We start from the raw sequence: 25,149 nt of genomic DNA, 5'->3' as shown, positions 1-25,149 counted from the left end.
TCCGGCGGCTGCGCGCGCGTCTTGCCCCGCAGCCGGCGGAAGCTCGCTCAGAGCAGCGCCGCCGCAGCCGCATAGGCTCGCTGCGCTGCGATGTCGACGGGCAGACCCCAGAAGAGATCCGGCGTCGAGAAGATCTCGACGTCGAGGGCGCCGTCCCATCCCGCCGTCGCGAGCGCGTCGACGAGGTCCCTCGTCCGCGAGATCCCCTCGCCGGGGAGCACGCGGTCGCTGCGGTCGCGCGCCGGCCAGTCGCTGACGTGTACGCCGGCGACGCGCCCGCTGTTCGAGGCGATCCACGAGAGCACGTCCGGGTCGTCCCACAGGTGGTAGGTATCGAAGAGGATCCCGATCTCGGGCGCGCCTGCCGCCGCGAGCAGAGCGTCGGCAGCGGCGAGGGAGTTGACGAAGCCGGCAGAGTCGCGCTGGGTCGGATGGATCGGCTCGAAGCCGATGCGCACGCCTGCGGCGCGCGCCGTGTCGGCGATTCGCCGCAGGCCGTCGAGGAGCACGGCGCGCCCCTCGTCCTCCGTGCGGCCGCCGAGCGGTCCTGCCAGGCAGGCCACGCACTCGGGCTCGTAGGCGGCGAGGCGCCGCACCGACGCGCAGAGTGCCTCGATGCGCTCGTCCGGGTCGTCGGGCCCCTCCATGCCGGGAATCGCGAGCGGGAGCAGCGACGGAACGGCCGGCACGCAGTTGGCCACCCGCAGCCCGTGCTCCCGGAGCAGAGCCGCGTTCGCCTCGTCATCCGCGGGCAACTTGAACTCCCACAGGCCGATCGCGTCGAAGCCCGCGGCCGCGTAGGCGGCGACGTCGTCCGCGAAGGAGGCCGTGACCGTCGAGATCTCCGACAGCCCCAGCCTCACGAGCGCCCCGGCAGCTTCGCGAGGAGCCGGCGGGGAAGCGGCGGCCTCGTCAGCTCCTTCGCGACGAGGTATCCCGAGCCCGCCCCGAGGCCCGGGCCCGGATGCGTGCTCGCGCCGATGTGCCAGAGCCCGCCGACCGGCGTCGCGTGGCCCGGCGTCTCCGCGAGCGGCCGCCAGAGCAGGTTCTGGTCGAGCGCGCACGAGCCGCCGTAGATGTCTCCGCCGACGAGGTTGACGTTCAGCGCCTCGATGTCGGCGGGGGAGAGGACGACGCGCTTCAGCGTCGAGGAGCCGAGGTTCGTGATCGACTCGCCCAGGCGCGCCACGATGCGGTCGGCGTAGGCCTCGCGCAGCTCCTCCGTCCACGTGCCGTCGCCGGTGTCGATCTCGCCCGCGGCGTCGCCTCTGACCGCGCCGGCGGGGAGCTCCTGCAACTGGATCCAGACGATCCACTTGCCGTCCGGCGCGCGCGACGGGTCGAGGGCGACCGGCTGGCCACAGACGATGGTGGCCTCGGCCGGCAGCAGCCCGCGCTCCGCCTCGTTGACCGCCCGCGAGACGCCGTCGAGGCCGGGGGTGACGTGGACGATCGGGCAGCGCGCCAGCCGCTCCGCCTCGGATCCCCTCCAGCGCGGCGGCTCGTCCATCGCGATGTGGATCTGCATCTCGGCGCGGCCGTAGCGGAAGCGGCGCGCCGCAGCCGTGACCGCCGCCGGTACCTCGCCGTCGGCGAGGAGCCGGCCGTAGAGCTGCGTCGGCGTCACGCTCGCGACCACGGCACGCGTCGCGGACACCACCTCGCCGCTCGCGAGGCGCACGCCCGTGGCGCGGCCTTCCGAGACGAGGACGCGCTCCACGTCGGTGCCGAGGCGCACCTCGCCTCCGGCGTCGGCGACGATGCCGGCGAGTGCGTCGACGAGGCGGACGCCGCCGCCGACGGGCACGGGCATGCCGCCGAGCTGCAGCGCTGCCGCGATCACCCGCGTCATGAAGCCGGACGTCGCCTGGTCGGGGCCGAGACCGGTGTGCAGCACCCACGGTGCGAGCACGCCGCGCGCGGCCTCCGAGGCGAACGTCGCGGTCACCCAGTCGCGGCAGGTGACGAGGGTCGAGCCGGCGAACTCGAGCAGCCCCCTGCGACCGAGGCGGCGGTACGCCTTGCGCCCGAGCGACAGGCCCGCGGCCGACCACAGCTCGGTGGAGAGGAGGCCGAACGAGATGTCCGCGTTGGCCATGAAGGCGTTGAACTGCCGCTCCCACGCGGCACCGTCGCCCGAGGCGTGGCGCTCCAGCTCCGCCACGTTGCCCTCGAGCGAGGTCGTGACGAACGCGGCCGAGCCGTCCGGAAACGCACTGCCGCTAGGGAGGTCGGTGTTCACGTACACGACGCCACGGCGATCGAGCTCGTCCTTCAGCTCCGCATATGCCGCCGAGCCGGTGAAGAGCGGATGCCAGGAGGCAAGCACCTCGTGGGTGAAGCCGGGCAGGGTCAGATCGGACGACGTGCGGATACAGCCCCCCGCCTTGTCGTCGCGTTCCAGCACGCACACGCTCCAGCCGTCGCGTGCGAGCAGGGCGGCGCCTGCGAGCGAGTTGATACCGGAGCCGACGAAAACCGCGTCGAAGACCGCCATGGCGCGACTGTACAACAACGGCTCCTCCTTGACATGTCACGGGTCCGTGTGCGACCGTCGGGGCATGCTTCTACGTGAGGTCGAGTACGCGCGTCCGTCCACCATCGAGGAGGCCATCGCTCTCCTCTCCGAGCACGAAGGGGCACGTGCCCTCGCAGGGGGACAGACGCTCGTCAACGTCATGAAGGCCCGGGCTGCCTCGCCCGACGTGCTCGTCGACCTGGCGGATCTCGACGAGCTGCGCACGATCGCGTTCTCCGACGACGAGTCGATGCTCGAGATCGGCGCCATGGTGACGAACACGCAGCTGATCGGCTCCTCCGAAGTCGAGGTCGCGCGGCCGATCCTGGCCGAGGTCGCCGCCACGATCGCCGACGTGCAGATCCGCAACCGCGGCACGATCGGCGGCAACGTCTGCGTCAACGACCCGACCAACCACTATCCACCGCTGCTCACCGCGCTCGCAGCCACGTTCACGATCCAGGGGCCGAGCGGCACGCGCACGCTGTCCGCCGAGGACTTCCTCGTCGGCGTCTACCTGACGGCGGTCGGGCCCGGCGAGCTGCTCACGAAGATCTCGGTGCCGACGCGCCGCCCCGGGTCCGGGGACGCGATGGAGGGCGTCACGCTCGGCGCCCACGGCACCTACATCGCGAACGCCGCCGCGACCGTCGGACACGACGGCGTCGGCGTCGTGCTCGGCTGCGTCGCGTCGGCCCCCGTGCGCGCGACGGCGATGGAGGAGCGGCTGGCGGGCGGCGACTGGTCGGAGGCGGCGGTGCGGGCCGCGGCAGAGGGCCTCGGCGCCTCGCTCGACCCCCCGTCCGACGTCCATGCGAGCGGCGAGTACCGCGCCCACCTGGCCGAGGTGTCCGCGGTGCGCGCGGTCCTACGAGCTGCCGAGAGAGCGAAGGGGTAATGGCCACCACACCGACCACGAGCCGGACGATCTCGGTCGAGATCAACGGCACCACGTACGAGCGCGAGGTGCCCGCCTCGCGCCTGCTCGTGCACTTCCTGCGCGACGACCTCGACCTCACCGGCACCCATGTCGGCTGCGACACGGGGAGCTGCGGCGCGTGCACCGTGCAGCTCGACGGCGCCGCGGTGAAGAGCTGCTGCATGCTCGCCGTGCAGGCCGACGGGGCGTCGCTGCGCACCGTCGAGGGGCTCGCCGGCGAGGACGGCGAGCTGAGCGCCCTGCAGCAGGCGTTCCATACCCACCACGGCCTCCAGTGCGGCTACTGCACGCCCGGGATGCTGATGAGCGCGACGGCGCTGCTCGAGCGCAACCCGCACCCGAGCGAGGACGAGGTCAAGCTGGCGTTGCAGGGGAACATCTGCCGCTGCACGGGCTACTGGAACATCGTCGAGGCGGTCGTGGCCGCGGGCGAAGGAGGTGCGCAGTGACCACCGTCGAGACCGAGGCGCCGACCCTGCAGAAGGGCGCCGCGATGGGGCAGAGCGTCCCGCGCAAGGAGGACGGCCGGCTCGTCCAGGGCCAGGGCGTCTTCTTCGACGACATCAAGCGGCACGGCATGGGCTTCCTGCACTTCGTGCGCTCGCCCTACGCGCACGCGAAGATCGAGTCGATCGACGTGTCGGCGGCGCACGAGCTGCCCGGCGTGTACGGGACGCTCACGGGCGACGAGGTGGCGATCCTGACCGACCCGTTCTTCCAGATCGCGGCGCCTCCCGGCGGCCACGTGAAGGACTACGCGCTCGCCGTCGGCAAGGTGCGCTACATAGGGGAGCCCGTCGTCGCCGTCGTCGCACAGACACGCGAGCTCGCGCGCGACGCGGCCGAGCTCGTGACGGTCGAGTACGAGCCGCTCGAGGTCGTCGTCGACGCGCGCAAGGCGCTCCAGGAAGGGGCGCCGGTGCTGCACGAGGAGTGCGGCGGGAACATGTCCTACACGGGCGTGTGGGAGTGGGGCGACGTCGACGCGGCGTTCGCCGAGGCCGATCACATCGTCTCGATCAAGGAGCTCCACTTCGACCGCTTCAACTCGACGCCGCTCGAGTGCGACGGCGCGCTCGTGGAGTACAACCGCGGCACCGGGCAGTGGACGATGTACACGAACAACCAGTTCCCCGGCTTCGCGGCGATCATGATGGGCCCCGCGCTCCGCGTCGGGCTGGACAAGCTCCGCATCGTCACGCAGGACATCGGCGGCGGCTTCGGCAACAAGATCACGACGCACCCACAGCTCGTCGTCTGCTGCCTGCTCGCCCGCAAGCTGAAGCGGCCGATCCAGTGGACCGAGTGGCGGACGGAGTTCCACCAGTCGATGTCGCACGGCAACGAGCGCTGGTTCGAGGACACCGAGGTGGCGGTCAAGGCGGACGGCACGTTGCTCGGCTTCCGCACGAAGGCGATCGACGACGCCGGCGCCTATCTCCGCTACGAGCCGCTCGGCGGCGTCATCTGGTCGCAGGTCGCCCCGGGCATGTACAAGTGGCGCCACCTCCGCGTGGAGTTCACGCAGGCGATGACGAACAAGGCGCCCTGCTCGCCGAACCGGGGCTACTCGCGCATGCAGCAGCTGTGGTTCACCGAGCGCGTGATCGACATCGTCGCGCACGAGCTCGGCTTCGACCCGGTCGAGATCCGCAAGCGCAACTACGTGCAGCCCGAGGACATGCCGTACGAGACGCCGAACGGCTGCGTCTACGACTCCGGCGACTACCCGCGGGCGCTGGAGATGGCGCTCGAGCTCGTCGGCGCCGACCGCATAGAGGAGCGTCGGGCCGAGGCGGCCTCGCGCGGGAAGCTGCTCGGGCTCGGCATCGGGTCGACGCTCGACTCGGGCACGAACAACTTCGGCCAGTCGCAGCTCGTCAACCCCGACCTCCAGTTCTCCGGCAACAACGAGGTGGCGACGGTCAAGCTCGACATCTTCGGCGAGGTCGTCGTCACGCTCGGCACGACGCCGCAGGGCCAGGGACACGAGACGACGGCGGCCCAGGTCGTCGCCGACACGATCGGCTGCGACGTCGACAGCGTGCACGTGCGTGCCGGGCACGACAGCTACTGGAACTCGCACGCCGGCTTCTCCGGCACGTACGCGAGCCAGTTCGCGGTCACCGGCCTCGGCGCCGTGAAGGGCGCGGCGGACATGCTCGCCGGCCAGATGAAGCAGCTCGCCGCGATGGTGTTCCAGTGCGCGCCCGACGACATCGAGCTCGCCGAGGGCTTCGCCCGCATCAAGGGCAACCCCGAGGCGGCGCTGCCGTTCATGGCGCTCGGGGCGATCGTCAACGCCAACAACGCCGGCTTCCCCGACGACCCGCCGACACTGAACTGCCGCTACGTCTACCGGCCGCCGTTCCAGGTGCCGGACAAGGAGCGCAAGTTCGGCAACCTGACGCTCACCTACTCGATGCAGATCCACGCCTGCGTGGTCGAGGTCGACCCCGAGACGGGGGTGACGGAGGTCGTCGACTACGCCGCCGTCGACGACTGCGGCACGCGGATCAACCCGCAGATCGTCGAGGGCCAGGTGATGGGCGCGACCGCGCACGCGATCGGCGCGGCGTTGTGGGAGACGTTCGCCTACGACGAGGACGGCAACCTGCTGACGCCGAACTTCTACGACTACCACGTGCCGCACGCGCTCGACATGCCGCCGCTGAAGACGGCGGCGATCGAGTCGCCGTCGCCGTTCACCCCGCTCGGCACGAAGGGGATGGGAGAGGGCGGCGGCGGCGGCATCCACTGCATCTGCGCAGGTATCCAGGACGCGCTGCGCGCTGCCGGCGGCGCCATCGTGACCGACAGCCACAACCCCTATCACCGCGTGTGGGAGCTGATCGCGCACCCCGAGCGGTCACGGGAGAACGTCGAGGTGAGATCGAAGTGAACGTCGCAGGAGTGAAGGAGTTCGACGCGCCCCGCGCGGTCGTGTGGGGCGTGATCGACGATCCCGCCCAGATGGCCGGCCTGATGCCGGGCGTGGAGGGGTTCGAGATCAAGGACGATCGCCACTGGCAGGCGAAGGTGAAGGTGCCGCTCGGACTCGGCGGGCTGAAGATGACGATCGACTTCGAGAAGCTGGAGGAGCGCCCGCTCGAGTACGCGTCGATGAGCGCGAAGGGGAAGGGCGTCGGCGCGATGATGAACATGACGACGTCGTTCACGCTGTCGGGCGAGGGCGATCACACGTCGATGGCGTGGACGGCGGAGGTGAGGATCGCGGGGCCGGTGGGCTCGATGGGGCAGCGGGTGCTGCAGCCGATCATCAACCAGCAGGTGGGGAACGTGCTGACGGCGCTCGAGGTGAAGGTCGCCGAGGCGAAGGCCAGGGCGGAGGCGACCTCGTAGAGGCGAGCTTCTGCCGCGCTCGTCAGTTGCCCAGCAGGTGACATGTCACCAGGCGTGGGATCGTGTACTCTTCGGTGACATGTCACACGGTGCGCTCCCGCACCGCGGACCGGACAAGGAGGCTTGTGGTGGCGGTTCCCTTTCGCATCGGCGTGATGCAGCTCACGATGGAGCCGCTGGAGGAGATGCTCGCCTCGGCGCGCGCGATGGACGAGGCCGGGATGGACACCGTCTGGCTCGCCGAGGCCTATCCCTGGTGGCGCAAGCACCAGATGGAGGCACGCGGCTCCACGGTCGTCTCCGCGCTGATGGCGCGCGAGACGAGGAATCTCACGATCGCCTGGGGGATCATCTCGCCGTACACGCGCCACCCGGTGCAGGTCGCGATGGACGCCCGCGTCGTCCAGGAAGCCGCGGGCCCCGGTCGCTTCATCGTCGGCTTCGGCACGTCGAAGATCTTCCTCAACAACACCAAGCAGGGCGGGCCGCCGAAGGTCACGAAGCCGCTCGGCCACATGCGCGACTCGGTCGAGATCGTGCGCGGCATTCTCGGCGGCGAGCGCTTCGAGTACGACGGCAAGGTGTTCTCGGCCGACATTCCGGCCCTGTCGCAGGAGGCGCACGCGCCGCGCTGGAACGTGCCCGTGTACGTGGCGGGGACGGCGCCGCTGATGCAGCAGCTCGGCGGCGAGATCGGCGACGGCCTGCTGACGCCGTCGATCACCACGCCCGACTACGTGCGCTACACGCGCGGGAACATCGTCGCGGGCGCCGAGAAGGCCGGCCGTGACCCCGACGACGTCGACCTCGGCTGCACGATCCTCGCCTCGATCCACGAGAGCGACCGCGACGCCGGGCGCGACGGCGCACGCGAGATCGGCGGCATGTACCTCGCGAACAAGGTGCAGAACATCCAGGGCTCGGCCGACGTGCTGCTCGAGCGCGCGGGCATCGAGCAGGAGGAGATCCGCCCCGTCGCCGAGGCGATGGAGCAGGGCGGCCGGCTGGCGGCAAAGGCGAAGGTGAGCGACGCGCTGCTCGACAAGTGCAAGCCGATCGCGGGCACGCCGAACGACTGCATCGAGGCGATCGAGGAGTACCGCGACGCCGGCTGCACCCACATCATGCTCGAGCTCTGGGGCGAGAACCGCCTCGAGCAGATTCGCCTCTTCGGCGAGAAGGTGCTCCCGCACTTCCGCGAGCGGCCGTGACGATCCCGACCGTCAGCATCGATCGCGACCGGCTCGTCGCCACGGCAGGCCGGATGATCGACGTCCACAGCTTCACGGGCGACGAGGAGGGGATGGCCGAGCTGATGGCCACGCTCTACGACGAGGCGGGGCTGCGCACGCAGTGGCAGCAGGTGGAGGACGGCCGCGCGAACGCTCTCGGCATCTGGCAGGGCGCGGGCGGCGGCAAGAGCCTCATGTTCAACGGCCACATGGACACGTCGTACTCTGGGCGGGAGGAGTGGCTGCGCGGCGTGCCGGGATTCCAGCCGCGGCACTTCGTCGAGGACGGTCGCCTCTACGGGCTCGGCATCTCGAACATGAAGGGCGCGCTCGCCTGCTACGTGGAGGCGGTGCGGGCATTGCAGGAGGCAGGCGTTCGCCTGCGCGGCGACCTGATGATCGCCGCCGTCTGCGGCGAGATCGAGAAGACCCAGTACGGGCACGACGCGCAGGGCGCGCAGTACCGCGGCTACGCCGCCGGGACGCGCTACCTCGTCTGCCACGGCGGCGTCGCCGACATGTGCCTGCTCGGCGAGCCGACCGAGGGCAAGGTCGTGCTCGGCCACTTCGGCGCGCTGTGGCTGCGCATCCGCGTGCACGGCAACTTCATCCACACGGCGTTCAGCGAGGGCAAGCGCGGGCTCAACTCGATCCTGCGCATGCACGAGGTGCTGGCCGCCGTGCGCGAGTGGATCCCGACGTGGGAGGACGACGCGGAGAACGCCTATCGCGGCGCGAAGGCGATCGTCAACGTCGGTGCGATCGGCGGCGGCTTCGGCTGGCGCGTCTCGCGCACGCCCCACCACACCGACCTCTTCCTCGACGTGCGCGTGCCGCCGACGAAGGCGATGGCCGTGGCGCGCCGGCAGGTGCTCGAGATGGTGCGCGGGCTCGCGGAGCGGTTCCCCGACTACGGGATCGAGGGGGAGGTGTACGTGACCGCGCCCGGCGCCGAGATCGAGGAGGACCACGAGCTCGTGCGGGCGATCGACGCCTCGCACGCCGAGGTGTTCGGCAAGCCGCCCGGGCGAGACGTGACGCGCTGGTTCTCCGACGCGTCGGCGCTGACGCGCTACGGGATCCCGACCGTGAACTACGGCACCTCGACGGGCCTGATGGACGTCGAGCGGGGCGAGAACCTGGAGATCGACGGCCTCGTGCGCACCGCCGAGACCTACGCACGCGTGGCGATGCGGGTCTGCGAGGTCGTCTGAGCGCGCACACGAGTTTGTGGCTCTGAGCCACGGTCGCTGCCTTTCGGCAGCATGGGACTAGCGGCGAACGAGGGAGACGGTGACGGCGTGAAGCTCGTGACGTTCGGTGAGGGAGCAGGGCGTGTGGGGGTGCTCGAGGGCGAGGAGATCGCCGTCCTCGGCGTGCCCACGATGCGGGAGTACTTCGAGCGCGGCGGCGCCGACGAGACCGGGGAGCGCGTCGCGCTCGCCGAGACGCGCCTGCGGGCGCCGATCGTGCCGAAGAAGCTCTTCCACACCGCAGGCAACTTCCGTGAGCACAAGACCGAGTCGGAGAACGTCAACTGGTCGCACGACATCGCCCCGTGGATCAACTTCTTCCAGAACGTCGACGCGATCGTCGGCCCCGACGAGCCGGTGATCTACCCCGAGCACCTCACGGAGGAGCTCGACTACGAGCTCGAGCTCGCGGTCGTCCTGCGCAAGGCCGGAAAATGGTTCTCGCCGGAGGAGGCGGAGGACTACGTCGGCGGCTACGTGATCTTCAACGACCTCACCGCCCGGGACATCCAGCGCGGCGAGATGCGCTCGGGGGTGTTCTCGTTCTGCAAGGCGATCGACACCTTCTGCCCGCTCGGGCCCTGGATCGTGACCCCGGACGAGGTGCCCGACCCGCGCGACCTGAGGATGGAGCTGCGCGTCAACGGCGAGGTACGCCAGCGGTCGCACTCCGGGAACATGTCCGTGACGATCGCGGAGATCCTCTCCAACTTCTCCGGCCTCGGCTACTCGGCCGGTGACGTGCTCTCGACGGGAACCGTCTCGGGTGTCGCCGGCTTCAAGTCGCCCGAGGAGCGTGCGCTCCTCTACCTCAAGCCGGGTGACGTCGTCGAGGCCGAGATCGAGCGGATCGGCGTCCTGCGCAACCCGATCATCTCGTGGCAGGCCGGCCACGGCACCCCGCCGCCGCCGCGCCTGCGGCCCTGGGGAGAGGGCGTCTGACGGTGAGCTGGCCGCGCGACGACGCGAAGCTCGACCGTGTCCGCGCGCTCATGCGCGAGCGCGGCCTCGACGCCCTCGTCGTGCGCGCGCCCGACAACGTCCTCTACCTGACGAACTTCTGGGGAATGAAGGGCTACGACGCCGTGGTCTTCCCGGTGGAGGGAGAGCCGGCGCTGATCTGCCTCGAGCCTTCCCGCGAGGATGCGGAGCGCACGGCGTGGACGACGGACATCCGGCTCTTCGGCGGCTACGACGAGCACGACCCGCGGCCGCCGTCGCTGCGCGCGCTCGACCTCGCGGCCGCGGTCGCCGCGCAGTACGGGGCGATCGGCGTCGAGCTCTCCCTCGGCACGCAGGCGGCCGACCGCATGGTCGGCGAGCCGACGACGTTCCCGAAGGCATGGTTCGACGCGTTCCCGCGCGCGCAGGACGCGACGCCGCTGCTGAACGAGGCGCGCATGATCAAGACGCCGCAGGAGATCGAGCGCATGCGGCTCGCGAACGCGATCGCCGCAGCGGCGATGGAGCACGTGCAGGGGCTGATCCGGCCCGGCATGACCGAGGCGCAGATCGCCGCCGCATGGCTCGGCTTCGTGCACGGCGAGGGCACGGGCTGGGCCGGAGCGGTCGAGCTCGCGCTCGGCTTCGCGCTCGTGTGGTCGGGCGCCGGCATCAAGACGTTCACCGCCACGACGAATCGCCCGGTCGTCGAGGGCGAGCCGACCCTGTTCGAGATCTGGGTCTGCGCGGACGGGTACTGGTGCGACCACACGAAGAACCTCGTGCCCGGAGAGCTGAGCGAGCGCTACCGCGAGCTCGAGCAGGGTCTGCTCGGCGTCTACGACGACGCCGTCGCGTTCTGCGTGCCGGGCGCGAGCCTCGCCGAGCTCGACCGCCGCGTCCGCGCCGGGATCGCTTCGCTCGGGTTCCCCGGCCAGCCGTCGCACCCGGTCTGCCACGGCGTCGGCGCCCGCGCGCACGAGCCGCCGTATGCCCACCAGGCCGGCGGCGGCGAGATCCGCGAGGGCATGGTGCTCGCGATCGAGCCCGGATGCTACTGGGAAGGCGGCGGCGGGCTGCGCGTGGAGGACAACTACCTGATCACCGAGAGCGGCCCCGAGAGGCTCTGCTCGTTTCCCGATGGAGTGGTGCAAGCGTGATCGATCGATCGAAGGTGTGGACAGGCTCGCTGAACGAGATGGCGCTCGACCCGCAGCCGCACGTCACCGTCGGCCTCTACGACACGACGCTGCGCGACGGCGAGCAGTCGGTCGGCGTCGTCCTCAGCCCCGAGGACAAGCTCGAGATCGCACGCGCCCTCGACGCGGCCGGCATCGACCGCATCGAGGCAGGCTTCCCGCGCGTCTCGGCGGACGACTGGCGTGCCGTCGAGCTCGTCTCCGCGGCGGGCCTGAAGGCCGAGGTGTGGGGCTTTTCACGTGCGGTGCAGGCCGACGTCGAGGCGCTCGTCGAGCTCGGCGTGGCCGCCTCCGTGATCGAGAGCCCGATCTCCGACGGCAAGCTCGCTGCGCTCGGCGTCGCGCGGGAGACGATGCTCGAGCGGATCGCGAGCGCCGTCTCGTTCGCGAGCGGTGCCGGCATCAAGGTTGCGTTCTTCGGCGTCGACTCGTCGCGCGCCGATCTCGAGTTCTACCGCCGCGCCTACGAGACGGCCGTCGAGGCGGGCGCCCAGGAGGTCGTCGTCGTCGACACGATCGGCATCGCGACGCCCGAAGCGGCCGCGTTCCTCGTCGGTCAGACGGTCGACTGGCTCGGCGGCGACATCCCCGTGCACTGGCACGGGCACGACGACTTCGGGCTCGGCACCGCGGCCGCCGTCGCGGCGGTGCAGGCGGGCGCGACGTGGGTGCAGGGCACGATCAACGGCATGGGCGAGCGGGCCGGGAACGCCGACCTGCTCGAGGTGGCGCTCGCGCTCGAGGCGCTGTACGGCATCCCGACCAGGCTCGATCTCACGCACGCGCGGGCCCTCTCGCAGCTCGTGCAGCAGCGGGCCGGCACGCCGCTGCCGTCGTGGAAGGCCGTCAGCGGAGACGCCCTGTTCACGCGCGAGTCGGGCGCGGTCGCGGCGCAGTTCCACGACCCGCCCGCGATCGAGCCGTACAGCGCCGATCTCGTCGGCGCCGAGCGCGGTCTCGTGCTCGGCAAGAAGAGCGGCATCGACTCGATCCGCATCGCCGCCGAGCGGCTCGGGCTCGACGTGCCCGAGGAGCGGCGCGCGGAGCTCCTCGCCGCCGTCAAGGCGCGCGGCGTCGAGAAGAGGGGCCTTGTCGGCGACGACGAGTTCCGCGCGCTCGTCGGCTGACCGGGTCATTTGACTGACATGACACCACTGCGCGATACTCGCGTCGCGTGTTCATGACATGTCAGAGAGGCGGGAGGGCGTGATCGAGCGTGTCTGCATCATCGGCGGCGGCGTCATCGGCAGCCTGTTCGCGGGCCACCTCGCCCAGGTCGCCGACGTGAGCGTGCTCACCCGCCGGCGCGAGCACGCGGACGCGCTCAACGCCGAGGGCCTGCGCGTGACCGGCCGCAGCGACCTGCATGCCGCCGTCACGGCGTCGCACGACCCGTCGCAGCTGCCGCCGTTCGACCTCGGCATCGTCGCCACCAAGGCGACCGGGCTCGAGCAGGCGGCCGCGGCGCTCGAGGGGCGTTTTCCCGGCGCCACGATGATGACGACGCTGAACGGGCTCGGCGCAGAGGAGGTCGTCCGCGCCCACGGCGGTTGGCCGATCATCTCCGCGGTCACGTTCATGAGCGGGACGAGGCACTCGGACACGCACGTCGAGTACATCCTCGACACCGAGACCTGGCTCGGCCCCTACGAGGACACCCCGTTCGAGCGCGTGCAGGAGGCTGCGGCGCTGATCGCCCGGGCGGGCCTCGAGGTCGAGGCCCTCCCCGACCTGCGCCCGGCACAGTGGTCGAAGCTCATCTTCAACGCCACCGTCAACTCCGTCGCGGCCCTGACCGGCCTCCCGCACGACCGCCACTTCGCGGCGGAGGAGCATGCGGCCGACCTCGGCCACCTCGTGCACGACCTCGTCGACGAGGGGAAGGCGGTCGCGGCCGCCGCCGGCATCGAGCTCCACGACGACCCGTGGCAGATGAACGTGCTCGCGACCCGCCGCGGCTCCGCCCACTATCCCTCGATGCTCGAGGACGTCGAAGCACACAGGCCCACCGAGATCGACCTCATCACCGGGGCGCTCGTGCGCGAGGCGCAACGTCACGGGGTCGACGTTCCGCTCCACACCGCTCTGTATCGCCTCGTGAAGGCAAAGGAGGATTCCTGGTCGTGACCCATCGTCCGTTCCACCGCCAGTCCCATCCCGTCGAACGCACCCAGGAGGGCGTGATGACACTCAGGAGGAAAGGGGCGCTAACAGCGCTTCTCGCGGCCGTCGCCGCATTCGCCGTCGTGGCAGCCGGTTCGGCTTCCGCGGCGGGCAAGCCGATCGTGATCGGCTGGGCCTTCGACTCGAAGGGCGCGATGGCGCCGTTCGACGGGCCCGCTCTCGCCGCGGCGCAGATCCGCGTCAAGCAGGTGAACGCGAGGGGCGGCGTCAAGGGACGCCCGCTCTCGATCGTCACGTGCGACACCCAGGGCAACAAGCCGGCGATCGCCAAGGCCTGCGCGGTGAAGCTGCTCGGCCAGAAGGCGGACATCATCTTCACCACGTGCGATGTCGACTTCGCCGCCCCCGTCGTGCAGGAGGCGATCAGCGCCGGCGTGCTCGCCGTCGCGCCGTGCATCGGTACCGACCAGATGGGCCCCAAGCGCTTCGGCGCCAAGGGCAAGCTCGCGTTCTCGTTCGGCAACGTCGCCCAGGACGAGGGGTCGGCGATGGCCCAGTACGCCCGAGCCAGGGGCTGGAAGACGGCGGCGCTCGCCACCGACACCGTGATCGTCTACTTCAAGGACGTCGTCAAGGCGTTCAAGGCGCGCTTCACGCAGCTCGGCGGCAAGATTGTGGCCGAGGAGAGCTACCAGTCGCTCGGCGGCAGCAACGCACAGAACGTCGTCACCCGCCTCAACGCGAAGAAGGCCGACGTGATCGTGACCTCGACGGCCGGTGCGTTCGGCGCGCTGCCGCAGATCATCGCGGGGCTGCGGTCGCTCGGGAACGAGACGCCGGTGCTCAACTCGTGGGCCGGTGACGGGACGTACTGGGTCACGAAGGACCCGAAGGTGACGAACTACTACTTCGTCACGTACGCGTCGATCTTCGGCGACGACCCGAACAAGGCCGTGTCGGCACTCGCCAAGAAGGTCAAGGCGGGCACCGGCGGCTTCGTCACGGGCTCCGCGGCCGTCGACGGCGTCGTCGCGGCCATCAACCGCGCCGGCGGCTCGACGAACGGCGCCGCGCTCGCCGCGCAGCTCGAGAAGTTCAACAAGGTGCCGACGCTGTCGGGCCTCGTCAGCTTCTCGCCGACGCTGCACTCGGTGTTCGGCCGCCAGTACCGCGTCATCAAGATCCAGGACAACAACGCGAAGGTGGTCGGGACGGTCGTCGCCAAGGTAGTCCCGAAGATCTAGGCAGCCTGGAGTGGCAGAAGGACAGAAGCAGGACGGTCGGCGGCCCGGAGGAGCACTCCGGGCCGCCGGCGTGTCCCGCTCGTTCGAGGGCGTCCACGCGCTCCAGGGCGTCAGCATCGAGCTGCACCGCCACGAGGTCGTCGGCCTCATCGGCCCCAACGGCGCCGGCAAGTCGACGCTCGTCAACATCCTCACCGGCTTCGACTTCCCCACGGCGGGGTCGGTGAGCCTCGACGGAAGGGACGTCACCGGCTGGAGCGCGCACAGGCGGGGGCGGCACGGTCTCGCGCGCACCTTCCAGCACAGCCATTCCTTTCGCTCCCTCTCGGTGCGCGAGAACGTGGAGGTGGCGGCGCTCGGCGTCGGCGCCGGCGCGCGCGCGGCGCGCATGCGCGCGGGCGAGCTGCTCGACCTGCTCGGCCTCGCCGCGTACGCCGAGGCGCCTGCCGGCTCGCTGCCCCACGGCGACGAGCGGCGGCTCGGCGTCGCCCGTGCGCTCGCGACGGAGCCGTCGTTCGTGCTCATGGACGAGCCCGCGGCCGGCCTGCCCGAGGCCGAGGTGCCGGAGTTCGCCGCCGTCGTCCGCGCCGTCCGCGACGACCACGGCGCCGGCGTGCTCCTCATCGACCACAACATGGCGCTGATCATGGACGTGTGCGACCGCATCCAGGTGCTCGACCAGGGCACGGTGCTCGCGGAGGGCACGCCTGCGGAGATCCGCTCCAACCTCGACGTCGCCGCCGCCTACCTGGGCGAGAGCGCGGTACAGGCGGAGCAGCGGTCGTGAGCCGTGCGATGCTCGCGCTGCAAGGCCTCGGCGTCGCCTACGGCGGCGTCGACGCCGTGCGCGACCTCTCCCTCGAGATCGACGAGGGCGAGATCGTCGGCCTCATCGGCCCGAACGGCGCAGGCAAGTCGACGACGCTGCACGCGATCATGGGACTGGTGCCGGTGCGGTCGGGGGACGTCCTGCTCGGCGGGCGCTCGCTGCGCGGCTGCACGCCCGAGACGGTCGCCCAGCGCGGCGTCGCGCTCGTTCCCGAGGGCCGCCGCATCTTCGCCGACCTGACCGTGGAGGAGAACCTCCGCCTCGGGCTCGCCGGACGCCGCACCCGCGAGGGTGCCGGCGAGGACATCGAGCGGGTGCACGAGCTGTTCCCGATCGTGCGCGAGTTCCGGCAGCGGCAGGCGGGCGCCCTCTCCGGCGGCCAGCAGCAGCAGCTCGCGATCGCCCGCGCGCTCGTCGCCCGTCCCGACGTGCTGCTGCTCGACGAGCCGTCTCTCGGGCTCTCGCCGACGGTCGTCGACATCGTCTTCGAGGCGCTCGCGCGCATCCGCGAGAGCGGGTTCACCGTGCTCCTCGTGGAGCAGCGCGCCCAGCGCACGGTCGCGCTCGCCGACCGCACGTACGTGATCGGCAACGGCGAGCTGCGCCTGACCCTGACCCCCGACGACGCGGGCGACACGGAGAAGATGGTCGCCGCCTACCTCTCGTGAGCCTGCTCGCCGTGTTCGGGATCGGCTGGCAGGTGCTCGTCGACGCCGTCGGCCTCGGCGCCGTCTACGCCCTCATGGCGGTCGGCATCGGCCTCGTCTTCGGGGTGCTGCGTCTCGTCAACTTCGCCTACGGCCAGCTGGTCATGGCAGGCGCCTACGCGCTCGCCTTCGCCTCGCAGTGGAACTGGCCGCTGTGGGCCGCCGTCCTCTTCTGCGTCGCCGTCGTGGTGTCGCTGTCGCTCGCGATGGAACGGGTCGTGTTCCGGCCGCTGCGCAGCCAGTCGCCCGCGGTGATGCTCGTCGCCACCTTCGCGGTGGCGTTCCTGCTCCAGAGCATCGCCCTGCTCGCGTTCGGCCCGCTCGGCAAGGCCGCCTCCTCTCTCGGCTACCTCAACCGGCCGCTCACGATCGGCAGCGTCGACATCCGCAAGATCACGATCGTGGCGATCGTCGTCGCCGCGCTCTGCCTCGGGCTCCTGATGCTGCTGCTCGGACGCACCACGGTGGGGCTGCACATGCGTGCCGCCGCGATGGACTTCCGCACCGCCCGGCTGCTCGGCGTCCGCGCCGACCGCGTGATCGGCTCGGCCGTGCTCGTGTCAGGCCTGCTCGCGGCCGCCGTCAGCGTCATCCTCACCGTGCAGAACCCGCTCGTCACGCCGGACTTCGCCCTCCGCGACACGATCGTCGTGCTCGCGGGCGTCGTCGTCGGAGGCATGAACCGGCTCCTCAGCGCGACGCTCGGCGGCTTCGCGATCGGCTTCGTCTCCGGCCTGCTCGGCGGCGCGCTGCCCACCGACCAGAGCCAGTATCTGCCCTCGTTCCTGTTCGGCCTCGTCATCCTCGTGCTGCTCGTGCGCCCGGCGGGCCTGTTCGCCCGCGGCCGCGGGCCGGTGGAGCGCGTGTGAGGTCGCGCACCCTCCTCCGGCTCACGGGCCCTGCCGTCCTCGTCGTCGCCGCCGCGCTGCTCGGCGCGGTCGCGTCGGACTCGACCGAGGTCTACTTCGTGAACGCGCTCGTGGCAGTCGCGATCGTGGTGGCGCTGTACGTGTTCGTCGGCAACTCCGGCGTGCTCTCGTTCGGCCACGTCAGCTTCGTCGCGGTCGGCGCCTGGACGGCCGGGGTGCTCTCGGTCCCGCGGTCGGAGAAGCCGGCGATCATGCAATACCTGTTCCCCTTCCTCCGCGACCACACGGTCGGGAACGTGCCCTCGCTCCTGCTCGCGGCGGCCGTCGGCGGCGCCTTTGCCCTGCTCGTCGGCCTGCCGCTGATGCGCCTCTCGGGGCTCGCGGCGGGCATCGCCACGTTCGGGGTGCTCGAGATCACCCACAACATCCTGCGCTACTACGAGAGGATCGGACCCGGCGCCAACACGTTCTCGTCGGTGCCGGAGACGACCGGTGTGCTGCAGGCGGCGATCGGCGCGCTGCTCGTCGTCGGGGCGGCCTTCGCGTACCAGACGAGCCGCTTCGGCCGCCTCCTGCGCGCCACCCGGGAAGACGTCGCCGCCGCCCGCGCGGTCGGCGTGTCCGTCTACCGGCAGCGCCTCGGCGCCTTCGCGCTGTCGGGTGCGCTCGCCGGCTTCGCGGGCGGGCTCTACGTCCATCTCCTTCCCATCAACACCGAGACGGTGTACCTCGATCTCACCTTCATCACGCTGGCGATGCTCGTGATCGGCGGCATGACGAGCCTGTGGGGCGCGGTCGTCGGCGCGCTCGCGGTGAGCGGGCTCGACTCCGTGCTCGCCGAGGCGGAGAACGGGCTCGACGTGGGCGGGATCGCGGTCGACCTGCCCGCCGGCACGCGCATCGTCGTCGTCGGGCTGCTGATGGCGCTCGTCCTGATCGTTCGCCCCGGCGGGCTCACCGGCGGCCGCGAGCTCTCGCTCCGTCGCCCGCCCCGCGCGCCGGCGAACCCGAACCCCCGAGGAGAGATGGAATCATGAGGATCTGCATCGTCGGCTGCGGCGCCGTGGGCTCGCTGTTCGCCGCCAACCTCGCACAGCTCGACGACGTCGAGGTCTGGGCCTACGACCTCAACCAGGCGCACGTCGACGCGATCAACGAGCGCGGCCTGCGGCTCGTCGGCGCCGGCGAGGTGATCGGGCGGCCCAGCGCCACGAGCGACGCCGCGAGCCTGCCCCCGTGCGACTTCGGCATCGTCGTCACGAAGACGATGCACGCCGAGGCGGCGATCGCCGCCACGGCGCACGCGTTCGCCGACGGCGCCGTGGCGTCGGTGATGAACGGCGTCGGCAACGAGGAGACGCTCGCCCGCCACGTCGCGCGCGTCATCCGCGGCACGACGTTCCCGGCGGGCAAGCTGCTCGAGCCCGGGGTCGTGCAGTGGGACGTGAAGGGCGACACGACGTTCTCGCCGTTCGAGCCTGCGCCGGCCTCGCTCGACGAGGTGGCGCGCCTCGCGGAGGCATGCACGCGCGCGGGCATGCCGGCGCACGCGGTCGCCGACGCCCGACCCGCGCAATGGCGCAAGGTGATCTTCAACGCGTCCACGAACCCGATCGGAGCGCTCACGGGTCTCAGCCACGGCCGCGTGTGCGAGCGGCCCGACCTGCGCGCACTCGTGAGCGCACTCGTCGCCGAGGGCACGGCCGTCGCCGCCGCCCAGGGCATCACGCTCGACGCCGATCCCGAGGAGCTCATCGACCACGCCGCGCGACCGGATGTCGCCTACGGCCACAAGGCGTCGATGCTCCAGGACGTCGAGGCGCGGCGCCAGACCGAGATCGACTTCCTCAACGGCGGCATCGCGCGCTTCGGGCGCGAGCTCGGCGTGCCGACGCCGCTGAACGACACCATCACAGCGCTGATCAAGGGAGTGGAGGCCTCATGGACATGAACGCCGAGCTCGAGCGTCGCCTCGCGAACACGCGTGCGGCGATGGGGGAGCACGGGCTCGACGCGCTCGTCGTCGCCGGCAGCGAGTACAGCGGCTTCGAAGGGGCGGTCACCTACCTGTCCGGATTCCAGATCGTGCACCGCTACGCCTACGTGGTCGTGCCCGCGGACGGCGATCCGTTCGTCGTCTTCCCGGCCGAGGCGCGCTACGTCGGCGAGCACGGCCAGACGCCGCTCGAGCAGGTGTTCCATGCCCGCCCCGGCGAATGCATCGCCGACCGCGGGCGCGGCGCCGGCTGGCGGCGCGTGGGCGTCTACGGCCTCGACTACATCATGACCGTCCGGGACTACACCGCCCTCGACGGCTTCGATCTCGTCCCCTTCGACGTGGAGTTCGACCTCGCGCGCGCCGTCAAGAGCGAGGCCGAGCTCGCCTCCGTGCGCGACTCGGTGCGCATCAACCGGCGCGGCTTCGAGATCTGGTACGAGCACTTCGCTCCCGGCAAGACGGCAGCCGAGGTGATGGCGGCCGCCGAGGAGTGGTTCGTGGCGGCGGGCTGCGGGCGTCTGACGATGAACATGGTGTTGACGGGGACGGACGCCTTTGCGCGCCCCGAGTTCAAGATCGCGCGCGCCGACGAGACGCTCGGGGGCTTCGTGCTGCCGTCGCTGGAGGTGGCGGGGCCCGGAATGCACTGGGTCGAGGTCTCGCGGGCCGTCCGCGCCGCCGGCGCGGAGCCGTCCGACGAGACGAAACGCATGCTGGAGGCGTACGTCGAGTACTACGAGATCGCGAAGACGGCGATGCGCGCCGGGGCCACCTGTCACGACGTGCACCGGGCCGTCGCGCGCGGCTTCACGGAGCGCGGCTACCACCTCGGCCACGTCACCGGCCACTCGATCGGGATGACGATGATCGAGTTCCCGAAGGTGGGGGAGGGGGTCGAGGTCGAGCTGGCCGAGAACATGGTGCTCTCGATGCACCCGCACGCGATCGCCTCCGACGGTGAGGGCTGCCTCTACATGCAGGACACGTGGCTCGTCACCGCCGCCGGCGGCGTGCCGCTCGCGGATCTCGAGATGGACATCTGGGTGCGGTAGTGTCGACATCGTCCCCCGTTGTGGGGACGGGAAACGGCCGCGAAATGCCGACTCGGGGAATGTGGCGTTCGACTCGAGCGACAGTGTCCCGAGCATCCCCGCGGCCGCGCAGGCATGCGAGCCCGCAGCCCCCGCTCGCCGGCGCCGCGGCCGCATGCTCGTCCGTCTCTCCGTGCGCCGCAAGCTCGTCGGCATCGCGTGGATCGGTGTCGCCATCACGTGCGCCGTCGGCGCCATCGCCGTGCGGGCGCTCGGCGAGGTGCAGGCGGCGAACCGCCGCGCCGCCGTCGCCGTCGACGTTGCCGTGCTCGCAGCCCACGAGCGGGAGGTGCTGCAGGACGTTCGCGCGACGCTCTACGGGGCGCTCGGATCCACCTTCGTTCCCTCCCGCGACGGCGTCCAGCTGCGACGCACGATGGCCGCCGCCGTCGCCGATCTGCGCGAGACGCAGCGCGTGCTCGCGGCCGACCTGCGCGGGCTCGGCATGTCCGAGAGCGGCGTGGAGCTGCCCGGCAGCGACGCCTTCATGCAGCATGCGACGCTGCTCGCGGACGACCGCGCCCGCGGCAGACCGGTGCGCCGATCCGACGTCGCCGCATTCGAGACGATGGCCGGGGCGATCGCCGCGCAGATCCTCTCCAACCAGGCGCTGCTCCAGCAGCGCGCCGACACGGCGAGGGCGCAGGCGCGCCGCGTCGAGCGGCAGGCGCGCTTCGATCTGCTCACCGCCGTCGCGGCGGCGGTCGTCGCCCTCGTGGGCCTCGGCACCCTGCTCGCCCGCTCGATCCTGCACCGCTTGCAGGAGATGCGGGCGACGGCGGAGCGGCTGACGGGCGGCGACCTCGAGGCACGCATCGCAGTCAGCGGCAGCGACGAGCTGGCAGCGCTCGGTGGAGCCTTCAACGAGACGGCGGAGAGCATCGGGAGGCTGCTCGCGCGCGTGGAGGCCGACGCCGAGAAGGACGGGTTCGCGCGCGAGCTCGCGGACGCGCTCGAGATGGCCGACTCCGAGGCCGACGTGCACGAGGTCGTGCAGCATGCGATGGCCAAGCTCGCGCCGGGGAGGCCCATGGAGCTGCTGCTCTCCGACTCGTCGCGCGCGCACCTCCAGCGCGCGGCCGCCAACGTCGGCGCGCCGGCTCCCTCGTGTCCCGTCGAGCAGCCGTACAGCTGTGTCGCCGTGCGGCGCGCACAGCCCGTGGTGTTCCCGTCCAGCGAGGCGCTCAGCGCCTGCCCGAAGCTGCGCGGGCGCCCCGAGGGCGACCTCTCGGCCTGCTGCATCCCCGTCTCGTTCATGGGACGGTCGCTCGGCGTCCTGCACGCGACCGCGACGAACGGCACGGAGTGGTCGCAGGAGGAGGTGGATCGGCTCGGTGCGCTCGCCTCTCAGGCCGGCACGCGCATCGGCACCGTGCGGTCGTTCGAGCGCACCCAGCTCCAGGCTGCCACGGACGGGCTCACGGGGCTCCTGAACCGGCGCTCGATCGAGACGCGCGTGCGCCGGCTCGTGACGAGTCGTACCCCGTTCGCCTTCATCCTCGCCGATCTCGACCACTTCAAGGCGCTCAACGACACCTACGGGCACGAGGCCGGCGACCGCGCGCTGAAGATGTTCGCGGCGCTGCTGCGCAAGCACGTGCGCGAGGACGATCTCACGGCGCGACTGGGCGGGGAGGAGTTCGTCGTCGTCCTGCCCAACGCGACGGTGGACGGGGCCGTGCAGCTGCTCGAGCGCCTCCGCGCCGAGGTCGGCGCCGCCTCCGCCGGCGACGCGCCCGCGTTCACCGCAAGCTTCGGTGTCTCCGCCTCGAGCGCCGGCGAATCGTTCGACGAGATCCTGTGCGTCGCCGATGCGGCGCTCTATCGCGCCAAGGACGAGGGGCGCGACCGCGTCGTGATCGCCGGCCCGGACGAGGAGGCCGAGGCGCGGCTGAGGAGGCCTCAGCGCGTCGGCGGGGACGTCGCCGACCGCCATCTCGACGCCGCCGCGGGCAACGGCGTCCCGGCCCTTCATGCCGTCGCCGCCGACGACGATCCGATGCAGGACATCCTGCTCTGATCGCCTTTGCCGCCTCTTGCCGCGGGAGAGGCGCAGGCACGCAGGCGGGCCCGGCCGGAGTACACTGTGCCGGTGAGCTCGCCGTGGATCGTGCTGCTCGCGCTGGCGGTCGCCCTCGTCGTGGCGGCGGAGTGGCCGCGGTTCGAGCAGGTCGTCGGGACCGAGGCCCGGCGCCGCCGCGAGCGCGAGGCGCGCAAGGCGAGCCTGCGCGTGATCACGAGCGACGACGACGACTTCGTGCGCAGCGTGCAGGCCGATCTCGAGTCGCTGCCCACGATCGAGGAGCGCGAGACCCCGCGCTGACGCCGTCGAGCGTGGGCCGCCGGGCCGTCCGAGGCGTCAGCGCAGGACGACGAACGCGGCCGTCAGCACCCGCGTGTTCGGCAGGATCGGCGGCACGCTCTCCGTGTTGCGCGACTCCTGGTAGTCGGAGACCTGGAGGCGCAGGCGATGGCGGCCCGGTGCGAGTGACGCGGTCGCGATGCGCGCGACGCCGCCGCTGATCGGTACCTCGACCCGGGCGCCGTCGATCCTCGCGGTCAGCGTCGAGGGGTCGACACCCGAGCCGGCGTCGGCGAGCCGTACGCGCAGCGCAGTGCCGCGACGCACGCGCGCGCGCTCGAGCCGCGCTGCGGGCGGCGTCGTGTCGTCGATCCAGAAGCGGAAGCGGAACGCGCCCGCGCCCGCCCGGGTGGCGCTGTCGAAGACGACGTCGTAGGTGCCCGCAAGCGGGCGCACGGCGCCGGCTGCCGGCACCGGGTCGCCGAACTGCGCCAGGTACGGGTTGAGGTTGAGCGGGAGCGCCGCGTAGCCGGTGAGCCGGTTCTCGTCCCCGGCGGCGACGACGCGCGGCTCGACGCGGACGCCCCTGGCGCGCTGCGTGATCACGACCCCGAAGTTCGCGACGGGCGCCTCGAGCGTGAGGCGGAACACCTGCTCGGGGCCGGCGAGCGTTGCGGTGACGCCGGCGCCGGCGGGCACCTCGGGATAGCGGTAGGTCGAAACGGTCGCCGCACGCCCCTTCGTCGAGCCCGCGTAGGTGCCCGGCGTCTCCAGCCTCCTCGCGGTCGCAAGCTGCAGCGCGGGACGGGTGACGCGGAACCAGTAGGGGATGCGGCGCACGTCGCTGCCGCGCGTGAGCTCGACGAAACCGGTGGCGTCCCCTTCGGCTCCGTCGCCTGCGACGGTCGCCGACAGCTCGAGCCGTCCGGGCGCCGCCACCGTCGCCGGAACGGAGAGCGATGTGCCGGCCGGCGTGGCGAGCGCCTCGACCGCGACCGCCCACTCGCCCGGGCCGCCGCCTGCGTCCTCGAGCTCCGCCGCGGCCGCCGTGGTCGTCCCGCTGCGGACGAGGCCGAGCGAGAGCGACGCCGGCGCCGCGAGCACGAGAGGCCGATCGGCGCGGAGAAGGTCGATCACGCCGCCGCCTCCGCGCAGGGGCGTTGCGGCCTCGCCGGGCGCGACGAGCGTGGTGTCGCCGGTCGAGATCAGCGCCGCCTTGAGCTGCGCCACGCTCCAATCCGGGTGGCGCTCGCGAAGCAGTGCGGCCGCCCCGGCGACGTGCGGGCTCGCCATGCTCGTGCCCGAGATCGACTGCCAGCCGCCCGGGACGGAGGACAGGATGCCGACCCCGGGCGCGCTCACATCGGGTTTCAGCCGCAGCGACAGCGTCGTCGGCCCGGAGGAGCTGAAGTCTGCCACGATGTTGCTGCCCGCCGGCTCGCCGCTCGTGACGGCCGCGACGGTGATCGCCTTCGCCGCCGACCCGGGCGATGCGAGGGAGCCGCGGCCGAACTCGCCGAAATCGTTCCCCGCCGCCACGACGGGCACGACGCCTGCGTCCGCGGCGCCGTCGAGCGCGAGGGCGACGAGGTCGCGCGAGGGCTCGACCTCGGGCTCGCCGATCGAGAGGTTGATCACGTCCATGCCGTCGGCGACGGCAGCCTCGATCGCGGCGACGATCTCGGCGGCGTTGCCGTCGAGGCCGACACCGGCGTCGGTGGGCACGGTCAGCGCCTTGTAGTTGCCGATGTACGCGCGTGGCGCGACGCCCGACAGCCTGCGCCCGCCGGTCGCGACCGTGCCGGCGTTGCCGGCGGCGATGCCCGCGACGTGGGTGCCGTGGCTCGATCTCCCGGCGTCGAACGGCTTGCCCGCGTTCGCATAGGCGCTGCCCGGCGGCGGGAAGGCCCGTGCCACGATCACCTTCGCCGTCGTGTAGGCGCGCTGACCGCGCGGAAAGCCGGGCGGCATCGCATACCCGGCCGGGTTGAAGAACGGGTGACGCTGGTCGACGCCGTCGTCGATGATCCCGATCTTCATGCCGGCGCCCTGGTTCTCCAGGCCGGGGGCCCAGCCGAGACCCGCTCGACCGGCTGCGACCGTGTCACGGCTGGCGCCGTAGGTGGCCCCGGCCTCGACGTGGCGGACGCCGGGCAGGAGGCGGAGGCCGGCGACAGCGCGCAGGGGGACGACGACGGCGACGCCGTTGAGCACGATGCGGTAGCGCCAGCGCACGCGCGCGGACGGCAGTGCCGCGCCGAGGGCCCGCTCGAAGCGCGCCTGCTCGCGTGCGATCCGGTCCGCCGCAACGCGGCGCGGCGCGTGCGCCCGGGAGAGCGGCGGGGACGAGAACGTGACGACGACCTCGGCCGACGGCCCCGCCGCGGTCGGGCGCGCCTGTGCGCCCGCGGCCAGGGCGAGCACGCATGCGATGCCGGAGATGAGGGGGAAACCGCGCTTCATGCTCGGTGAGACGCCGTCACCGCCGCGCGGTGAGCCGTAAGCATGCCCGACCGCGCGCCGCTCGTGCGGTTCAG

Annotated in this window: 22 protein-coding genes; 19 read left to right on the top strand and 3 right to left on the bottom strand. The window is 71.8% G+C overall.

Annotation, left to right across the window (positions count from 1 at the left end; all coding sequences use genetic code 11):
- Positions 1-47 precede the first annotated feature (47 nt).
- Positions 48-863 carry a sugar phosphate isomerase/epimerase family protein gene (locus tag Gocc_RS05360; RefSeq protein ID WP_181813396.1) on the bottom strand — a complete coding sequence of 272 codons (816 nt, stop codon included), beginning with the start codon at positions 861-863 and terminating at the stop codon, positions 48-50.
- Positions 860-2,497 carry a phytoene desaturase family protein gene (locus tag Gocc_RS05355; RefSeq protein WP_114795495.1) on the bottom strand — a complete coding sequence of 546 codons (1,638 nt, stop codon included), beginning with the start codon at positions 2,495-2,497 and terminating at the stop codon, positions 860-862. Before Gocc_RS05355 ends, Gocc_RS05360 begins: the two co-directional genes overlap by 4 nt.
- Positions 2,498-2,561: 64 nt before the next feature.
- Between Gocc_RS05355 and Gocc_RS05350 the strand changes: the two genes are divergently transcribed.
- The 19 genes from Gocc_RS05350 to Gocc_RS05260 all read left to right on the top strand — a co-directional run bounded on the left by Gocc_RS05350 (position 2,562) and on the right by Gocc_RS05260 (position 22,633).
- Positions 2,562-3,416: an FAD binding domain-containing protein gene (locus tag Gocc_RS05350; RefSeq protein ID WP_181813395.1), complete on the top strand. Its 855-nt coding sequence runs from the start codon at positions 2,562-2,564 to the stop codon at positions 3,414-3,416.
- Complete coding sequence (locus Gocc_RS05345) at positions 3,416-3,907, top strand: (2Fe-2S)-binding protein (RefSeq protein ID WP_114795493.1); 492 nt, start codon at positions 3,416-3,418, stop codon at positions 3,905-3,907. Before Gocc_RS05350 ends, Gocc_RS05345 begins: the two co-directional genes overlap by 1 nt.
- Entirely contained in the window at positions 3,904-6,360 is a 2,457-nt protein-coding gene (locus Gocc_RS05340; RefSeq protein WP_220150462.1) for a xanthine dehydrogenase family protein molybdopterin-binding subunit, read from the top strand. The genes Gocc_RS05345 and Gocc_RS05340 overlap by 4 nt, the downstream gene beginning before the upstream one ends.
- On the top strand, positions 6,357-6,821 hold the full coding sequence (locus Gocc_RS16000) for an SRPBCC family protein (RefSeq protein WP_181813394.1): 465 nt from the start codon (positions 6,357-6,359) through the stop codon (positions 6,819-6,821). The genes Gocc_RS05340 and Gocc_RS16000 overlap by 4 nt, the downstream gene beginning before the upstream one ends.
- Positions 6,822-6,949: 128 nt before the next feature.
- Positions 6,950-8,032 carry an LLM class flavin-dependent oxidoreductase gene (locus tag Gocc_RS05330; protein WP_147281192.1) on the top strand — a complete coding sequence of 361 codons (1,083 nt, stop codon included), beginning with the start codon at positions 6,950-6,952 and terminating at the stop codon, positions 8,030-8,032.
- Entirely contained in the window at positions 8,029-9,267 is a 1,239-nt protein-coding gene (locus Gocc_RS05325; RefSeq protein ID WP_114795490.1) for a M20 family metallopeptidase, read from the top strand. Before Gocc_RS05330 ends, Gocc_RS05325 begins: the two co-directional genes overlap by 4 nt.
- An 87-nt stretch (positions 9,268-9,354) precedes the next feature.
- Positions 9,355-10,248 (top strand): fumarylacetoacetate hydrolase family protein, encoded by an 894-nt coding sequence (locus tag Gocc_RS05320; protein ID WP_114795489.1) that lies wholly within the window; start codon positions 9,355-9,357, stop codon positions 10,246-10,248.
- A gap of 2 nt (positions 10,249-10,250) precedes the next feature.
- The gene (locus Gocc_RS05315) at positions 10,251-11,408 is read left to right on the top strand and encodes a M24 family metallopeptidase (protein ID WP_147281191.1); all 1,158 of its coding nucleotides are present in this window, start codon (positions 10,251-10,253) and stop codon (positions 11,406-11,408) included.
- Positions 11,405-12,574, top strand: coding sequence for a homoaconitate hydratase (locus Gocc_RS05310; protein ID WP_181813393.1), 1,170 nt, complete (start codon positions 11,405-11,407; stop codon positions 12,572-12,574). The genes Gocc_RS05315 and Gocc_RS05310 overlap by 4 nt, the downstream gene beginning before the upstream one ends.
- Before the next feature lie 79 nt (positions 12,575-12,653).
- Complete coding sequence (locus Gocc_RS05305; RefSeq protein ID WP_181813392.1) at positions 12,654-13,574, top strand: ketopantoate reductase family protein; 921 nt, start codon at positions 12,654-12,656, stop codon at positions 13,572-13,574.
- Positions 13,571-14,815, top strand: coding sequence for an ABC transporter substrate-binding protein (locus tag Gocc_RS05300; protein ID WP_114795485.1), 1,245 nt, complete (start codon positions 13,571-13,573; stop codon positions 14,813-14,815). Before Gocc_RS05305 ends, Gocc_RS05300 begins: the two co-directional genes overlap by 4 nt.
- 10 nt (positions 14,816-14,825) lie before the next feature.
- The gene (locus tag Gocc_RS05295; protein WP_114795484.1) at positions 14,826-15,602 is read left to right on the top strand and encodes an ABC transporter ATP-binding protein; all 777 of its coding nucleotides are present in this window, start codon (positions 14,826-14,828) and stop codon (positions 15,600-15,602) included.
- A complete protein-coding gene (locus Gocc_RS05290; RefSeq protein WP_220150461.1) occupies positions 15,599-16,312 on the top strand; it encodes an ABC transporter ATP-binding protein in 714 nt (237 codons plus the stop codon). The genes Gocc_RS05295 and Gocc_RS05290 overlap by 4 nt, the downstream gene beginning before the upstream one ends.
- Positions 16,309-17,220 (top strand): branched-chain amino acid ABC transporter permease, encoded by a 912-nt coding sequence (locus Gocc_RS05285; RefSeq protein ID WP_114795483.1) that lies wholly within the window; start codon positions 16,309-16,311, stop codon positions 17,218-17,220. The genes Gocc_RS05290 and Gocc_RS05285 overlap by 4 nt, the downstream gene beginning before the upstream one ends.
- Positions 17,217-18,257 carry a branched-chain amino acid ABC transporter permease gene (locus tag Gocc_RS05280; protein WP_114795482.1) on the top strand — a complete coding sequence of 347 codons (1,041 nt, stop codon included), beginning with the start codon at positions 17,217-17,219 and terminating at the stop codon, positions 18,255-18,257. The genes Gocc_RS05285 and Gocc_RS05280 overlap by 4 nt, the downstream gene beginning before the upstream one ends.
- Positions 18,254-19,171 carry a ketopantoate reductase family protein gene (locus Gocc_RS05275; protein ID WP_114795481.1) on the top strand — a complete coding sequence of 306 codons (918 nt, stop codon included), beginning with the start codon at positions 18,254-18,256 and terminating at the stop codon, positions 19,169-19,171. Before Gocc_RS05280 ends, Gocc_RS05275 begins: the two co-directional genes overlap by 4 nt.
- On the top strand, positions 19,168-20,271 hold the full coding sequence (locus Gocc_RS05270) for a M24 family metallopeptidase (RefSeq protein ID WP_181813391.1): 1,104 nt from the start codon (positions 19,168-19,170) through the stop codon (positions 20,269-20,271). The genes Gocc_RS05275 and Gocc_RS05270 overlap by 4 nt, the downstream gene beginning before the upstream one ends.
- Positions 20,272-20,425: 154 nt before the next feature.
- Positions 20,426-22,330, top strand: coding sequence for a diguanylate cyclase (locus Gocc_RS05265; protein WP_181813390.1), 1,905 nt, complete (start codon positions 20,426-20,428; stop codon positions 22,328-22,330).
- Positions 22,331-22,402: 72 nt separating this feature from the next.
- Positions 22,403-22,633, top strand: a complete 231-nt coding sequence (locus Gocc_RS05260; protein WP_114795478.1) for a hypothetical protein — start codon at positions 22,403-22,405, stop codon at positions 22,631-22,633.
- 36 nt (positions 22,634-22,669) lie between these two features.
- Here Gocc_RS05260 and Gocc_RS05255 read toward each other — a convergent pair whose 3' ends face one another.
- The gene (locus Gocc_RS05255) at positions 22,670-25,075 is read right to left on the bottom strand and encodes a S8 family peptidase (RefSeq protein WP_114795477.1); all 2,406 of its coding nucleotides are present in this window, start codon (positions 25,073-25,075) and stop codon (positions 22,670-22,672) included.
- Positions 25,076-25,149 lie beyond the last annotated feature (74 nt).

The sequence above is a fragment of the Gaiella occulta genome (assembly GCF_003351045.1).
GTDB classification, from domain to species: Bacteria; Actinomycetota; Thermoleophilia; order Gaiellales; family Gaiellaceae; genus Gaiella; species Gaiella occulta.
The sequence above is the reverse complement of the archived record's forward strand: the minus strand, read 5'-3'. Positions and strand labels throughout refer to the sequence as shown.